9 protein-coding genes and 1 tRNA gene are annotated in these 15,921 nt (G+C 58.7%); 6 read left to right on the top strand and 4 right to left on the bottom strand.

Annotated features, from left to right (window positions below):
- Window positions 1-48: 48 nt before the first annotated feature.
- Window positions 49-3,594 (bottom strand): polysaccharide deacetylase family protein, encoded by a 3,546-nt coding sequence (locus OHL14_RS04605; RefSeq protein ID WP_263378149.1) that lies wholly within the window; start codon window positions 3,592-3,594, stop codon window positions 49-51.
- Window positions 3,595-3,904: 310 nt separating this feature from the next.
- On the opposite strand from OHL14_RS04605, the gene OHL14_RS04600 reads away from it, so the two are divergent.
- Window positions 3,905-5,434, top strand: coding sequence for an ArnT family glycosyltransferase (locus OHL14_RS04600; RefSeq protein WP_263378148.1), 1,530 nt, complete (start codon window positions 3,905-3,907; stop codon window positions 5,432-5,434).
- A gap of 295 nt (window positions 5,435-5,729) precedes the next feature.
- On the opposite strand, the gene OHL14_RS04595 is transcribed toward OHL14_RS04600, so the two are convergent.
- Genes OHL14_RS04595 through serS form a run of 3 tightly spaced genes read right to left on the bottom strand, consistent with a single transcriptional unit; the run spans window position 5,730 to window position 8,141 of the window.
- Window positions 5,730-6,416 (bottom strand): LolA family protein, encoded by a 687-nt coding sequence (locus OHL14_RS04595; RefSeq protein ID WP_263378147.1) that lies wholly within the window; start codon window positions 6,414-6,416, stop codon window positions 5,730-5,732.
- Window positions 6,417-6,441: 25 nt separating this feature from the next.
- On the bottom strand, window positions 6,442-6,816 hold the full coding sequence (locus OHL14_RS04590) for a hypothetical protein (protein WP_263378146.1): 375 nt from the start codon (window positions 6,814-6,816) through the stop codon (window positions 6,442-6,444).
- Complete coding sequence (serS, locus tag OHL14_RS04585) at window positions 6,813-8,141, bottom strand: serine--tRNA ligase (protein WP_263378145.1); 1,329 nt, start codon at window positions 8,139-8,141, stop codon at window positions 6,813-6,815. The genes OHL14_RS04590 and serS overlap by 4 nt, the downstream gene beginning before the upstream one ends.
- 64 nt (window positions 8,142-8,205) lie before the next feature.
- On the opposite strand from serS, the gene OHL14_RS04580 reads away from it, so the two are divergent.
- The 5 genes from OHL14_RS04580 to OHL14_RS04560 all read left to right on the top strand — a co-directional run bounded on the left by OHL14_RS04580 (window position 8,206) and on the right by OHL14_RS04560 (window position 15,078).
- Window positions 8,206-9,864, top strand: a complete 1,659-nt coding sequence (locus tag OHL14_RS04580; protein ID WP_263378144.1) for an alkaline phosphatase family protein — start codon at window positions 8,206-8,208, stop codon at window positions 9,862-9,864.
- A gap of 38 nt (window positions 9,865-9,902) precedes the next feature.
- Window positions 9,903-11,462: a bifunctional phosphoribosylaminoimidazolecarboxamide formyltransferase/IMP cyclohydrolase gene (gene purH / locus OHL14_RS04575; protein ID WP_263378143.1), complete on the top strand. Its 1,560-nt coding sequence runs from the start codon at window positions 9,903-9,905 to the stop codon at window positions 11,460-11,462.
- A gap of 118 nt (window positions 11,463-11,580) precedes the next feature.
- The gene (locus OHL14_RS04570) at window positions 11,581-13,698 is read left to right on the top strand and encodes a tetratricopeptide repeat protein (RefSeq protein WP_263378142.1); all 2,118 of its coding nucleotides are present in this window, start codon (window positions 11,581-11,583) and stop codon (window positions 13,696-13,698) included.
- 38 nt (window positions 13,699-13,736) lie between these two features.
- Entirely contained in the window at window positions 13,737-14,909 is a 1,173-nt protein-coding gene (locus OHL14_RS04565) for a deoxyguanosinetriphosphate triphosphohydrolase family protein (protein ID WP_263378141.1), read from the top strand.
- Window positions 14,910-15,003: 94 nt separating this feature from the next.
- Window positions 15,004-15,078 (top strand) — tRNA-Glu (locus OHL14_RS04560).
- The last annotated feature ends 843 nt before the right edge of the window (window positions 15,079-15,921 follow it).

Genomic DNA, 15,921 nt, shown 5'->3' with positions numbered 1-15,921 from the left:
CCTTCCGCAGCGAACCCGCTTCTCTTCGCAGGATTTTCGTGGCTCCGCCTACCCCTGCGTTTCGTCCGTCGCCTTCGACATCGTCGCCGTCCGCTCCAGCTTGTCCCAGCTGAAGCTCTTTCCGTCGATCGCGCGCTTCACTGTGCGGAACAGCACCCACGAGAACAGCTGCCGGTATGTAAACCGCTGCACCCAGATGTGTACCAGCAGCCACGCATCGCCCTTGCTTGCCGGATGCTTCCGCTCAAGCAGGAACGCCAGCGCCGAAGCCGCAAAATCGATCGCCATGAACGCCAGGAAGAACGTCAGCAGCTTCACCAGGTCCGCCGGGTTCGTCGTCTCCGGGTGATAGTAGCGGTCGATGAAATAATGGATCACGCCCGCCACAAACATGAAGTCGATCAGCGGTGAAACCAACGGCAGAATAATCTGGAAGATCACGATATTCGGCAGCGCAAAAAGTCCCATCGCTCGCCGATTCCGAATCGCCGCCCGATGCTTGAACACCGCTTGCAGAATCCCGAACGACCACCGGAACCGCTGCCGCGCCAGCCCGTTCGCATCCACCGGAGCCTCCGTGAACGCCAGTGCTTGGTCCTCATAGATCACCGCATAGCCCTGCTCCAGCAGGTTCATCGTCAGGTCAGCATCCTCGGCCACAGTGTCCGGGTGATATCCGCCACCGGCCCGCACAGCCGCCGTCCGCCACGCTCCAATCGCTCCCGGGACCACCATCACCACATCAAAGAGATCCAGCGCGCGCCGCTCGAAGTTCTGGCTCGTGATGTACTCCAGCGCCTGCCACCGAGTCCACAGATTCACCCGGTTGCCCACCTTCGCATTGCCCGCCACCGCTCCAATATGCGGATTCGCAAAGTGGCACACCAGCCGCGAAATCGCATCGTGCGCGATCACGCCATCCGCATCGATGCCCACATAGATCTCTTCCTCCATGTGTTCCAGCGCAAAGTTCAACGCCTCCGCCTTGCCGCCATTCGGCTTCGTCAGCACCGTCACGCGGCCTTCAGCGATCTCCTTGGCATACGTCTCGGTCGCCACCTTATAGGTTGCATCCTTCGATCCATCGTCGATCACAATCACATTGATGTTCTTGTAGTTCGACATCATCACCGACCGGATCGTCCGCGCGATGACCTTCTCCTCGTTGTACGCCGGAATCAGCACCGCCACCCTCGGCTGATACTCAGGCCCCGCAAAGCTCTTCCGCTTCCGGAATCGGTCGATGATCGCAAAGATCCCAATCACAATCAACCGAGCACTCATCAGTACATCGCCGACAAAAAACACCCCAATCACAAAGTGATTGAAGAACCCAATGAAGAAGAACGCGATCGAATCCACCGCCGCCGTGTACTTCTGCCGCTGCGTCAGCGGCACCATCACCTGGTCGCGCGTCATGCCCAGCAACTCGCTCACCGGCACAATCTCATATCCGCGCGCCCGCAGCGCTTCGATCAGCTTCGGCAGCGCATCTACCGTCGGCTGGCGATCGCCGCCGCCGTCATGCATCAGGATCACCGACCCACGCATCCACGTCTTCGTATTCGCCGCGTCGATCTGCTCGAACACGCTGTTGATGATCTGCGTCGGCGTCTTCCGCGGGTTCTCGTCCCAGTCGTCCGTATCGATCTTGTTGCCGACGATCACATATCCAAGGTTCTGAATATGCGCCACCGGCGCCGCCTGATCATTCGTGTCCGGTTCCTGGTCGATCGAGTACGGCGGTCGGAAGTACACCGGCCGCACACCAAGCTTCGCCGCAAACAGACTCTCCGTCAGGTTCAGCTGCAGGTCTACCTGCCGCGTCGAAATCTCCGAAATATCCGGATGCGTAAACGTGTGGTTGCCAATCTCATGTCCCTCGCGGAACACGCGCTGCATCACGCCGACATTCTCCTGCGCCACCTCGCCGATCATGAAGAACGTGCCCTTCACATTCTCCCGCTTCAAAATATCCAAAATCTTCGGCGTCCACGTCGGGTCCGGCCCATCGTCGAAGCTGATCGCTACCTTCTTCGGCTGATACCCATACTGCGTCACCGTGTAGGGCAGGGGATACGACGTCATCGACTCCGAAATAACACTCAGATACTCCTTCGGAATCGTTGGGTCATCATCCATCTCCAGCGTGCGGTGCCCGTTCTGCGGCAGCCCCGTCACGCGGATGATGTCGCCATCGCCCTCGGTATCGATATCGTTGCCAGGCGTCACATCCGCCAGGTCCTTCGCCGGATTCGCATGAAGCGGCCCGTCCCAAATCTTCCACAGCGAGTCGTCCTCGCTGCCCAGCCGCCACAGCGCAAACGTCTGCAGACCCAGCGCCCGTGCCACACGCATCTGGTTCAACGCCGTCACCGCATCCAGAAACCACACCTCGTGGCGCATCTTCGCGTCTTCATCGTCATACGCAAAGTGCGGGTTTAGCGAGCTGTCGTCCAGCACAATCTGCGCGCCCGAATCCGACGCCTCCTGCCACACCTCCTGCGTCGACAAATTCGTCGCATCCGTGTTGTCCACCGGAGCCGCAGGCTTCTTCGTCTTCTTGCCCTTCACCGCGACCGGCGCCTCCACCATCGGCGTCGTCCAGTCATACCCATAGCTGCCAATAGAGCAGATGATCTTCTCTACCGGCACCACCTTCATCGCATTCTTCAGGTTGTCTTCGAACCAGTCCTGTCCGGCCACCGCACCCGGCGGAGTCCCATCCTGATGCTCCCCATAGTTCATCAGGATCAGTCCATCCGAGTTCGCAGCGTACACGCTCATGTCGGCAGGCGTCGTCGACACCGGCACGTTCACATACAGCCGCAGGTTCCGCTTATGGAAGTCCGCATAGATCGACTGAATCAGCGCGTTATATCCGGGCTTCGCATCCGCCGGCAGCGCCTGGAAGTCCAGCGTGATACCGCGATACCCCGTATTCGCTGCCATAAAGGCATCGATCTGCTGCAGAAAGTTGTCGCGCGCCGACGCACTCTGCAAAAACGGCTCAGCCGTGGCCTCGAACACGCCATCGACCGGGCTGTAGTTGTTCACCATCGGGAAGATTTCGGTATCTTCCTTCGCTGCTGCGATGGCCTTGCCAATCTTGTTCTCGCGGTCGACGCTATGCACGCCCGCCTTGTCCACCACCGCGAACGGAATATTGTCCGACGTGTACCCCACGACCGAACCGTCCGGCGTCACCACGTGCAGCCACTCCGGAAACAGAAGATCGATCTGCTTCACGTGCGCCTTGAACGACGCAAAGCTTGCCGGGTCCGTATCCGAATAGAACGCAGCCCGCAGACCCTCACCCTTGTTCAGCACCACATCCGAAGGCTTCAGGTCCGTTCGCCGATGCGAAGAATGGTTTAGCTTCTCCTTCGACTTTAGCTCCAGCTTCGGCTGATACAACGCGCGGTACCGCTTCGTCGCCGAGCGCAGATCCAGCCCGCGCATGGGCTTCATCCGCAACAGGCCAACAATAAACAGGATGCCGACCACGGTCGCCACCAGGGCCACCGAGTCAAAAATACGCCGCAGCCGCTTCCATCGTTTACGTTGCGGATCGTAGAAAACTGGTTTCGTCATGAGAGATGCTGTATTGCCATGGTAGGTACCTAAACTGGTGGAGTCAACGGATCAAAGTTTCTTTACGTCTACTTCCTCTTCATAACTATTTTTTGTTTGTCATTCCCGAAGGGAATCTGCTCTTGCCTTCTTTTGCCATTCCGCAGCGCAGCGGAGGAATCTGCATCTCGAAACCACCCAAACCATGTCATCTCGACCGAAGCATCGCGGCTTCAGCGATGCGAAGTGGAGACCTGCTCTTGCACCTAACCACTTCTCACTAACCACTTCCCACTAACCACTTCCCACTTGCCTTATATGATGCTCTCTAATGCCTGTGCGTAAGAAGACCCAGCTCATCGCCGCCGCAGCGCTCCTCTCCGGCCTGCTTCTGCGCCTCGTCTTCCTGCGCTTCCACCCCATGTGGGTAGGCGACACCCTCATCTACGGCGACCTCGCCGAAAACATGCTCCGCCATCACGTCTTCGGCTTCAGCCAGACACTGCAACCCACCCTCATCCGCCTGCCCGGCTATCCGCTCTTCCTCGCCGCCTGCTTCCTCCTCTTCGGCCACAACAACTACCTCGCCGTCGTCCTTATCCAGATCGCCCTCGACCTCTTCGGTTGCGCTCTGCTCGGCCTCCTCGCCGCCCGCCTCTTTCATCCCCGAGCAGGCTTCATCACTCTCTGGCTCGCCGCCCTCTGCCCCTTCACCGCCAACTACACCGCCGCCGCCCTCACCGAAACCGTCAGCATCTTCTGCGTCTCCGCAGCCCTCTTCGCCCTGGAACGCTTCGCCACCACCTACCGCCGCCCACAGACGCATTCATCGAGGGTAGGTTCGCAGGATCCCCGTCCTCTCGACCGCAGCAAAGCGGAGCGGAGAGCCCCCCGCATTGGCTCCTCTCCTTACCACTTCTCACTCCTCACTTCCCACTCTCCTTGGTCCCTCCTCATCGGCCTGGCCTGCGCCTTCGCCGTCCTCGTGCGTCCCGACCAGGGTCTGCTCGCCGCCGCCATCATCCCCGCCATGCTCTGGCTCACCTTCCGCACCCCAAACCGCACCCTGACCCAACGCCTTGCCCCAGCCTTCACCGCAAGCCTGGTCATTGTGCTTCCCCTGCTCATCTGGGGAGTCCGCAACTACCGCGTCTTCCACGTCATCCAGCCCCTCGCCCCGCGCTACGCCAACGACCCCGACGAGACCGTCGACCTCAGCTTCCAACGCTGGTTCCGCACCTGGGGCATCGATTTCAAATCCACCTACGATGTCTACTGGAACTACGACGGCGCCCCCATCACCCTCGCCAGCGTCCCCCCCCGCGCCTTCGACACCCCCGCCCAGCGCGCAGAAACCGTCGCTCTCCTCGACCGCTACAACGCCAGCCAGTCCGAAACCCCAGCCTTTGACGCCGCCTTTGAACGGCTTGCAGAACAGCGCATTGCAGCCCATCCCTTCAACTACTACATCACCATGCCCGTCGCCCGCCTCGCCGACATGTGGTTACGCCCCCGCACCGAACTCCTCGCGCTCCCCATGGACTGGTGGAACTTCCCACCTCATCCGGATGCCTCCACCTTCGCTCTGCTCTACGCGCTCCTCGATGCCGCCTACCTGATCGCGGCCCTTATCGGCCTCCTGCGCTGGTTCAAGGCTTTGGCTCGCCACCGATCCACCATCCTGCTGGCAATCGCGACGTTCTTCCTGCTCCGGGCCGCTCTCTTGCTCACCCTCGACAACTCCGAACCCCGTTACGTCCTCGAGTGTTTCCCCGTCGTCTTCCTCTTCGCTGCCGCCAGTTTCCTGTCAAGCCCCAGAGGCGACGCGATCAGCCCTAACCCTATGCAAACAGGGCACTAAGCGCCCAGAATCTAGTTGGATGTTTACTCCGCTCCACCTGCTAAAATAGAAATAGAAGGAAGGGAACTGACCGGGTTTGTGAGTCTTTCGAACTAGCAAACTTCTGACTAAGCCCGGTCACCTTCCAGCCAAACTTCTCTCCTTGTCATTCCCGCAGGGAATCTGCTTTTTTCGCAGCAGGCGTGACATCTTTTGGACGTAATCAGAGCTTCGATAGAACACAGCACGGCAGACCTTATGCACAGCTAAGTCGGCGTAGATCAAGACTTTAGGCCAAAAGTATGGGGGTCCCCCTTTAGTGGTTCACGACCTGCGTCTTCTTGGTCGTCTTGATCGCATACTTGCCCTTGTCGATCGAGCCATTCAGGCGAACATTAGTGAAATAACTCGTCCGCGTATCGTTTGAAGGCGTAACAAACAACTGCTTCAAACTGATCGCACGCGCAGGATCAACCCAGATCGTCACAGACTTGAAGTTTTTCTGCGCTGCCGGATCCTTCGCAACGAGACCCAACTTCTCAGTCTGCACTCCATCGATCGTCTCCGCACCTTGATCGGTAATGTTCCAGGTCTTCTCCAGATCGCTGCCGCTTCCACCAAAGCCAAGCGTCAGAAAGCTTTCATACTCGGCCTGATTATTGCCCGCGTGAATCACCGTCAGCTGATCCGGACCTGGATCGTAAACCTTCAGCAGACCGCCTTTGTATTCAATCAGCTTCGCACCAGGATCCTTGATTGCCGCGCCCATATCGGTCGCTGCGCCATCGCGCTGAAAGTAGATCGTTCCCGTCTGCGTCGACGTGTCATGCACCACGCGCTGATAGTTTTCCCACTTGAAGTCGGCCTGCGCGCTCCTGAACGTCTTACTCGCAGCATCCATCTTTGCAAGCAGCGCTGTCAGTTGCGGCGAGTTCTGCGCGCTCGCAACACCGCTCATCGCCATCATCAGTCCCGAGATCGCCAGTACACGTAAGCTCTTCATCTTCACTTCAGACGCTCCAAAAGCTCTAAGGGTTTGTGCGGCGCACCACCGCGTCATACGCCACAACGCTGCCTTTACCGTTATGCACGGCAGAGAACTGCTCTACCTTCGTCGGCCCCGACATCGACTCGACCACATTCAGAATCGCTTGCTGCCGCGCGTCGTCGTTCGTCGCCCCCTGCAGCTGCGCAATCGGAATCTCGTACAGAAACTGGCTCTTGCCCAGCGGCTTTACCAGCACCGAATTCTCCGCCAGCGGCGCATCTGGAACCGGCTTCGCCTTGAAGTTGATGTAATGCGGCGAGACGAACAGGAACAGCAGAATCACCGTCACCATCACGTCGTAGTGCAGGTTCCCGCGAGGCTCTGTCCAGAAGATGTACCGCTTGAAGATGTTCATATGGCCCGTCCTAACACCTGCTTCGTAATCACCGTCTCGCCACCCATGTAAGGCACTAGCACCTCGGGCACTCGTACAGACCCATCGGCCTGCTGATAGTTCTCAAGAATCGCCAGATACGTCCGTCCGACAGCCAATCCGCTGCCGTTCAGCGTATGCACGAACTCGCTCTTCTTCTCGCCCGCAGCTTTGTAGCGAATGTTCGCCCGCCGCGCCTGGAAGCTCTCGAAGTTCGAGCACGAACTGATCTCGCGATACGTCTGCTGCCCCGGAACCCAGACCTCCAGGTCATACGTCTTCGCCGAACTGAAGCCCATATCGCCCGTGCACAGCAGCATCCGGCGATAGGGAAGTCCCAGCTTTTCCAGCACAGTCTCCGCGTGGCGAGTCAGCTTTTCATGCTCGTCGTAGCTGTCCTCGGGCTTGCAGAACTTCACCAGCTCCACCTTCTGGAACTGATGCTGGCGAATCATGCCGCGTACGTCCCGTCCGTAGCTCCCCGCCTCGCTGCGGAAGCACGGCGTGTAAGCCACAAAGCTGATCGCGCCGTTGCTCACATCGATCGTCTCGTCGCGGAAGAGATTCGTCACCGGCACCTCCGCCGTCGGAATCAGCCAGTGATCGCTGTCCTGCGACACGCCCGGCTCATACAGCTTGTCATCGCAGTGGAACAGGTCCTCCGCAAACTTTGGCAGCTGGCCGGTCCCGAACAGGCTCTTGGAGTTCACCATGAAAGGCGGCAAAACCTCGGCATAACCATGCTCGCGCGTGTGCAGGTCGAGCATGAAGTTCGCTAGTGCGCGCTCCAGCCGAGCGCCCGCGCCAAAATGAACGACAAACCGTGACCCGGAGATCTTCGCTCCGCGCTCGAAGTCGACCATACCCAGCGCTTCGCCGAGCTCGATGTGGTCCTTGGCTTCGAAATCGAACTTCGTCGGCTCGCCCCAAATCTTCTCGCAGACGTTGTCGTGCTCGCTCTTGCCGGCGGGAACGCTGTCGTGCGGCAGGTTCGGGATACCCTGCATCAGCTCGCGCAGCTTTGTATCAACAGCACTCGCAGTTGCTTCCAGTTGCTCGGTCTTTGCCTTAAGCTCGCCGGTCTGTGCGCTGATCGCGGCAACATCCTTGCCCTCGCGCTTCAGCTTGCCGAACTCCGCCGACAGGGCATTGCGCTGTGCCTTCAGCGTTTCCACCTCGGTGATCGCGGTGCGCCGTTCGGCATCAATCGCCGTAAACCCTGCAAGCAGGTCCGTATCCGCACCACGCAGGCGCAGCTTCTCTTCAACCAGCGGGAGGTTTGCCCGCACAAATGCCAGATCTAACATACCTAGTCATTCTAGCTGGTCAGCTTGAGGATGGACGTTCGTGTCGAGATATACTCGAAGGCTTATGAAGAAGAGCCTAGCCGCAGCCGTCTCGCTCCTGTCGATCCTTGCCCCCGCGTTTGCACCGATCGCTCGCGCCAGCGCCTACGATGGGAAGCCAAAACTCGTCATCGTTTTGGTCTTCGATCAGTTCCGTGGCGACTACCTCGACCGTTTTCGCGACGACTTCAAGACGCCCAACGGCTTCAACCTCTTCCTAAAGCAGGGCGCGTACTTTCCCGAGTGCTACTACGGCTACGCCAACACGATGACCGCTCCCGGCCACTCCTCCATCGGCACAGGGGCGTACACCAACGGCCACAACATCGCCGTGAACGACTGGTGGGACCTGAACCGCTCGACCACGCACATGTTTTCGTCAGTCGACGATGCCGATTACCCGCTCGTCGGTGCGGCAGGCGATGCCTCCAGCGGAGCCTCGCCCCGTAACGAGCTTGCCTCGACATTAGGTGATGAGGTGGTTCTGGGAACCGGTGGTAAGGCGCACCTGTTTGGCGTTTCGCTCAAGGACCGCGCCGCGATCCTCACTTCAGGCCACGCCAGCGAAGGCGCGTACTGGATCGACCATGCCAACGGTCGCTTTGTCACCTCGACCTACTGGCGTAAGAAACTACCGCAATGGGTCGTAGACTTCAATGGCAGCCCACGCATTGCCGACGCCCGCAAGCAGTCGGGCAACACCACGGGAGACTTCTACGAGAAGGTCGGTGCGACGCCCGAAGGCGTTCAGTACGAACTCGACTTCGCCGAGGCTCTCATCGCGAACGAGAAGCTTGGTCAGCACGACACTACGGACGTCCTTACACTCAGCATCTCCTCCACCGACATCCTCGGTCATCAGGTTGGCCCCGACGACCCGCGGCAGCGCGCTCTGATTGACGCCATTGACCCGCAGCTCAACGACTTCGTCGCTTTCCTTCAAGCGCACATTCAGGGCGGAATGCAGAATGTCTGGATTGCCGTCACCGGCGATCACGGCGTCTCGCCATCGCCCGCTATGGCCTGGAAAGAGGGAATGCCCGCAGCTACCTTCTCGCCCGGAGACATGAATAAGGAGATCGACAAGGAACTGAACGCGAAGCTCTCACCGAAGGAGCACCAGCGGTTCATCCTCGGCGGCGATCTGCCCTACATCCAACTCGACTGGCAGACCTTTGAGAAGTTGAAGATCAGCGAAGCGGAGGCCGAACAGATGGTCGCTGATCTCGCCTCATCCGCTCTCGACAAGGCGCAGCAAGACGTTCTAAAGGCCGCACCAGACAGCCACGGTCCGCGTCCCGCAATCCTTCGCCACATCTACACCAAGACCCAGATCGCCGCGGGTCAGGTGCCAAACACCGAAGAGGGCAACCTCATCCAGCACAGCTATACCACCAACGGCGGCTGGTGGATCATGGTCACTCCCGGCATATTCCAGATGTCCGGCGGACACGGCGGAACCGGCACAAACCACTACACGCCCTACTCGTACGATCGTCACGTTCCGCTTGCCTTTTACGGCTCTCTGTTCAAGCCGGGAACGTATCTCGATCCGGCCCAGCCGGTCGATATCGCCGCAACCTTTGCAGCGCTGCTGCGGGTGAACATGCCGTCTGCTGCCGTGGGCAAGGTGCATACCGAGGCCCTGAAGCCGGTTGCCGAGCCAACTTCGTCGCGCCGCTGAGGATTTCAGCCTCAGCGGCTGCTCTAAAATAGAAGGCAATGAGTGGATTTAAGCCTGTTCGCCGCGCCCTTCTTTCCGTTACCGATAAGTCCGGACTTGTAGACTTCGCTACCGCCCTCGCCTCACACGGCGTGGACCTCGTCTCCACGGGCGGCACCTCCAAGGCCCTTCGCGATGCCGGTTTGAAGGTCTCCGACATCTCGGACCTCACCGGCTTCCCGGAGATGCTCGATGGCCGAGTAAAGACGCTGCACCCCAAGGTGCACGGCGGTCTGCTGCATCGTCGTGAAGACCCTGCACATGTCGCAGCAGTGAACGAGCACAACATCCTGCCCATCGACATGGTCGTGGTGAACCTGTACGCCTTCGAGAAGACAGCCGCCAAGCCAGGCGTTGCGTTCCACGAAATCATCGAAAACATCGACATCGGCGGCCCCTCGATGCTGCGCTCCGGCGCAAAGAACTTCGAAGACGTAGCCGTTGTCACGAACGTTGAGGATTACACAGCGCTGATCGAAGAGCTCAAGGCCAACGACGGCAAGCTCAGCCTCGAAACCCGCGCTCGTCTTGCTCGCGGAGCCTTTGCCACCACCGCTGCCTATGACACCGCGATCGCCAACACGCTGGAGGCCCTCGCAAAGGAGTCAACAGCTCCGGCTCCGACGCTGCGCATCGTCTCGACATTGAAGAACCCGCTGCGCTACGGCGAGAACCCGCACCAGAAGGCTGCGCTTTACTCCGACGGCTCGGCGCTGGGTATCGCGAATGCGAAGCAGCTGCAGGGCAAGGAACTCAGCTACAACAACCTCGTCGATCTCGACGCCTGCTGGAACCTCACCAGCGAGTTTGAAGAGTGTGCGGTTGCCATTATCAAGCACACGAATCCCTGCGGTGTCGGTCAGGGCTCAACTCCGGTCGAGGCATATCTGCGAGCACTCGAGGCCGATCCGCTTTCGGCCTTTGGTGGCGTCATCGGCGTCAATCGTGTCGTCGACGAGCCGACCGCTGTCGAGATGGCGAAGCTCTTCGTCGAAGCCATCGTCGCTCCCGGCTTCACGCCAGAGGCGCTCGCCGTGCTTGCAGCCAAGAAGAACCTGCGAGTGCTGGTCATCGAACCTGCCGCGCCATCAAAGGTCGTCAAGCAGATCTCCGGCGGCTTCCTGGTTCAGGACGAGGACCATGCTCCGGTCACGGCCGAGAACATCACCGTCCCCACCAAGCGTCAGCCGACACCCGAGGAGTTGTCCACGCTGCTCTTCGCCTGGAAGGTCTGCAAGCACGTCAAGTCCAACGCCATCGTCTACGCCCGCGAACAGGACGGCTTCGGTCAGTCTGTCGGCATGGGTGCAGGCCAGATGAGCCGTGTCGATGCCGCGAAGTTCGGCGCGATGAAGGCTGTGCTGCCGCTCACTGGTACGGTTGCCGCTTCCGATGCCTTCTTCCCGTTCCCGGACGGCCTCGAGACCATCGCCAAAGCAGGCGCCACGGCGATCATCCAGCCCGGCGGTTCGGTGAAGGATGCAGACGTTATCGCGAAGGCCGACGAGCTGGGCATCGCGATGGTCTTCACCGGCATCCGTCACTTCCGCCATGGATGAGGCGAAAAGAGGAATGGGCAGACGGCATCTTTAGGCTGTAAAGTACGTCTAAACTAATAAGTACGTTGCGTAAAAGCCGGGATGCCCGGCTTTTACGCTTCTCGAGGACCTTTACCGTATGTCTGGAACCTTCCGCGCCCCTCTGCTGTCGTTAGCATCCGTCGCTCTTCTGGGTTCCGCCGTCGCTTCACCGTACCTCTCGGCCCAGGTTTTGAAGCAGCGCATTACGCCGGCAGCCGCAACTCCTGCGCCTACTGCGACCAAGTCCGCTACAACCGACCGCGCTGCCGCTTACTACCACTACGGGCTGGCGAAGATGTACGAGAATCAGGCTGTCTCGAACGGTCGCCAGGATCTCGCGACCCAGGCCATCGAGCAGTACAAGCTGGCGATGGATGCTGACCCAAACTCGGCTCCGCTGCAGGATGGTATCGCGCAGCTGTACTTCCGCCTTGGTCGTATTCGCGAGGCCGTCTCCGCCGCACAGGATCAGGTCACGAAGCATCCGAACGATGTGGAAGCGCACGAGCTGCTCGGCCGCGTCTATCTCCGCTCGCTTGGCGACGGACAGGGACCTCAGTCCAATGACATGCTGCAGGCTTCGATCAAAGAGTACGAGAAGATCGTCGCGCTCAAGCCGAAGGATCTAGAGACACGTCTACTGCTCGGCCAGCTATATGGCTTGAACCACGACACGCTCAAGGCGGAAGGCCAGTTCAAGGAAGCGCAGAAGATCGATCCAAACTCTGAGGAAGTCGTGCTCAGCATGGCTCGTCTGTACTCTGAGCAGGGTGAATTGCACCATGCGGTCGATGTGATTACCGGTGTACCGGAATCGGACCGCACCGCACGCGAGAGTTTTGCGCTGGCTGGTCTGTATGACACGCTGAAGTCGCCGAAGGAAGCCGCTGCTGCCTATCAGGCAACGCTCAACGTCGATCCCGATAACACGGACGCCAAGCGTGGCTTAGCTGCTGCACTGGCAGCTGCCGGACAGATGGATGCAGCGTCGAAGATCTACACGCAGATTCTGGGCACCGATCCGCAAGACCCGCAGGCACTTATTCATCAGGCTGAGATTCAGCGTCAGCAGGGCGATTACGAGAAGTCGCTCGCGACCTTGAAGGTTGCTCAATCGCTTGTGGCAGAAAATCCTGAGTTGAGCTTCAACCAAGCGCTCGATTACGACGCGCTTGGCCGTTACAACGACTCCATTCAGACGTTGCGCGCAATCCTCACAGCAACCGCATCCACCGATGGCAAGTATTCCGACGGCGAACTCACCAACCGTTCGATCTTCCTCGATCGCCTCGGCATCGTTTGCCGCGAGGCGGGTCGCACCGACGAGGCCGTTGAAGCGTACAAGCAACTCGCCGCTCTTGGTGGAGACTATGCCTACCGCGGTATCGATGGCCAGGTGCAGTCCTACCGTGATGCGCACAATTGGAAGGCTGCGTTACAGGTCGCCACAGATGCTGCGAAGGCAATGCCTGCCAACCATGATGTGCAGTTAAGCTACGCCAGTCAACTAGCCGATAATGGCAAGGTGGACGAAGGCCTAAAGATTGCGAATGCGCAGCTAAAGGGGACCGCTGATGATCGCGATGCTCTCTTCACCATCTCTGACATCCAGGTCCGAGCTAAGCGCTGGAAGGATGCAGCTCTGACGCTCGATAAGGCTGAGGCGATCTCGACCAAGCCTGAGCAGAAGGTCTTCGTTTATTACTCGCGCGCAACGCTTGCTGAAAGCCAGAAACTTTACGATCAGGCTGAAGCGCTGCTCCGCAAGGGGCTTGCTCTCGAGCCTGACAATGCTGCGCTGCAGAATTACATGGGCTATCTCTTCGCGGACCGTGGAACGCATCTCGATGAGGCCGTAACTCTGTTGAAGAAGGCCGTTGCCTTTGATCCGCAGAATGGTGCTTACCTAGATTCGCTCGCCTGGGCTTACTACAAACAGGGACAGTATGCGCTTGCTGATGACTATTCACGTAAGGCTGTTCTTCGTATGCCCAACGATCCAGCGGTGCTGGACCATAGCGGGGAGATCTTCGCGCGCAACGGCAAGCTGCAGCAGGCCGTGGAGGAGTGGCAAAAGTCGCTTGCTTCGTATCAGACATCGCTTCTGCCTGAGGCTGACCCGGCAGACGTGGCCAAGGTGCAGCGCAAGCTCGAAACGACGCGCGTACGGCTTGCGCATGGACCTACCGCTCCAACCTCTACCGCGAAGCCGTAGTGCATAATTCTGATCGAGTCACGCTACACTCGAAGGCAATGAACCTTGATCTTCATGCCTGCGGTGTCTTTGGCGAAGAGCAGCATCTCCTCGCAGTGCGTGCCTATCCAGCGCCATCTGGGGACGATCGACTTGCCTTCGAGCGAGACCGCGATCGCGTTGTGCAATCGCGCGCATTTCGGCGCCTCGCGGGTAAAACCCAGGTTTTCACAAGCAGAGCTTCCGACCATTTTCGCAGTCGCCTGACGCACACCATCGAGGTTGCTCAGGTGGCTCGCCATGTCGCCTCTGCGCTTGGTCTCAACGAGGACCTCGCCGAGACCCTCGCGCTGGTACACGACATAGGTCATCCCCCCTTTGGTCACGCCGGTGAGCGAGCTCTTGATCGCTGTCTCCAGGCTCACGGTCTGCGCTTCGATCACAACCTGCACGCCCTCCGTATCGTCGAGCGTTTTGAGCAGCGCTATGCAGGGCATCGTGGCCTCAACCTCACGCTCGGCACGCGAGAGGGGATTATCAAGCACTCACGCGACTACCGTCCCGCAGACTATCCGTGGCTGTCCGAGTACTTCCTCGGCGAGCGCCCACCGTTGGAGGCTCAGATCATTGATCTCGCCGATGAGATTGCTTATCTGACGGCTGATCTGGACGATGGCGTCGAGTCAGGCCTGCTCGACATCCGTCACATCTGCGCGCATGTCGATATCCTTCGTCGCAGCTTCGAGGCCGTCGCAGCGCTGAATCCGGGAGCTGAGGAGAAGTATATCTTCCACGACGCACTGCAGGGCATGCAGAAGGCGTTGACGCTCGACTTGATCCAGACGACTGCGCAAAACGTCGCGACTGCCGCTGCTGCGACACTCGCGGATATCCGAGTCCTGGACTATCGCGTCGCGGTCTTCTCGCAGCAGGCTGAGTCTGAGCGGCTGCAGGAAAAGAAGTATCTCTACGACACGCTGTACACCTGCCCGGCGCTCGAACTGGAGCACTCCAAGGCTGAGGAGGTTGTAACGGAGCTCTTCGATTTCTGGATTGCGGAACCGGACGAACTGCCTGAAGCCTACCAACCTGAGGTCGAGTCCGAAGGGCTGGCTCGAGTGATAGCTGACTACATTGCAGGTATGACGGACAGCTTCATCCTGCTGCAGTACGCAGACGTTCGTCGACGCGTGCGCTCCGGACGTTTGCCTATGCGTTCTATACCGCGTTAAGTTCGCCGCTCCATTGCGTTGTCCGGGTCTTTGACATCATGGCTCGCAGAGGATAACCTTAGAAGAGTCGCAGCCATGCGGCTTCCACACCAGCGTCCCCGTCGTCCAGTGGTCAGGACATCGCCCTTTCACGGCGGTAACACGGGTTCGAATCCCGTCGGGGACGCCAATCAAATCAACAACTTAGCGCAAATGGTGACACGTTACAGATGTTCACACGTCATAGGCACGTCATAGAGCTTGTGAGATCGGCGCTTTCATCTGACAACGCTCGATGGTGCGCGCAAAGCAGCTCGATTCGTTGTCTTCCCATCTAACTATGTGTGGTTGCAATATCTTAGCTGCCTGGATCAATCGCTGCTCTCGCTGTGCGTCAATGTCAGCAACAATGCAATGCGTGCGCCATCAATGCAGGTGATGTTTGCCCATTCCAGCAGCTTTTTAGGCCCGGCCAACGATCAGGTGCGTTGGAATTTTTGCGATCCCCAATGATCATCTTCAGAAGGAAATCATCCGAACCTTCTCTACTCTTCATATAATGATGATCTTCGATAAATAAAGGACTTAGCATGATCATCTTCAAGGTATGACAACCTTCGAAGGTAATCATCTAGGCCGAAGATCATCAAGAATGAATGGAGTAGAGCATGATCAGGTTCGAGGCTCGGATATGACGGACGCAGGAATAGCTGCAAGCGCATCATTGATCGTGGCAGTGGTTTCCGGTGGATTCACACTATGGAACACCAGTAGGACGAACGATCACGCCACTGAGATTGCCAACATTAGGGGCGACGTTGATAAAGACATCGAGCACCTAAAGGCAAAGCTGGGACATGGGCAGCTCATCAATGAGACTCAGTGGAAAGCCGAGTTCAATTCATATTGGAGTGCCCGGCGTTTTTTGAACCAGTTGCTTTGATAGAAACTGGCAATCAAGGAGCGAACGATGGCACGGCGGAAGAAGCATACGCCTGAGCAGGTAGTGAACCTGCTGCGGCAGATAGAAGTG

Origin of the sequence: Granulicella paludicola (genome assembly GCF_025685545.1) — a bacterium.
In the GTDB taxonomy this organism is placed as follows: Bacteria; Acidobacteriota; Terriglobia; order Terriglobales; family Acidobacteriaceae; genus Granulicella; species Granulicella paludicola.
This window is presented reverse-complemented; position numbering and strand designations above follow the sequence as displayed.

What these genes read in the sequence shown, in the direction of transcription:
- OHL14_RS04605 (WP_263378149.1), bottom strand. Translation starts at nt 3,594, where the DNA reads ATGACGAAACCAGTTTTCTACGATCCGCAACGTAAACGATGGAAGCGG.
- OHL14_RS04600 (WP_263378148.1), top strand. Translation starts at nt 3,905, where the DNA reads ATGCCTGTGCGTAAGAAGACCCAGCTCATCGCCGCCGCAGCGCTCCTC.
- OHL14_RS04595 (WP_263378147.1), bottom strand. Translation starts at nt 6,416, where the DNA reads ATGAAGAGCTTACGTGTACTGGCGATCTCGGGACTGATGATGGCGATG.
- OHL14_RS04590 (WP_263378146.1), bottom strand. Translation starts at nt 6,816, where the DNA reads ATGAACATCTTCAAGCGGTACATCTTCTGGACAGAGCCTCGCGGGAAC.
- serS (WP_263378145.1), bottom strand. Translation starts at nt 8,141, where the DNA reads ATGTTAGATCTGGCATTTGTGCGGGCAAACCTCCCGCTGGTTGAAGAG.
- OHL14_RS04580 (WP_263378144.1), top strand. Translation starts at nt 8,206, where the DNA reads ATGAAGAAGAGCCTAGCCGCAGCCGTCTCGCTCCTGTCGATCCTTGCC.
- purH (WP_263378143.1), top strand. Translation starts at nt 9,903, where the DNA reads ATGAGTGGATTTAAGCCTGTTCGCCGCGCCCTTCTTTCCGTTACCGAT.
- OHL14_RS04570 (WP_263378142.1), top strand. Translation starts at nt 11,581, where the DNA reads ATGTCTGGAACCTTCCGCGCCCCTCTGCTGTCGTTAGCATCCGTCGCT.
- OHL14_RS04565 (WP_263378141.1), top strand. Translation starts at nt 13,737, where the DNA reads ATGAACCTTGATCTTCATGCCTGCGGTGTCTTTGGCGAAGAGCAGCAT.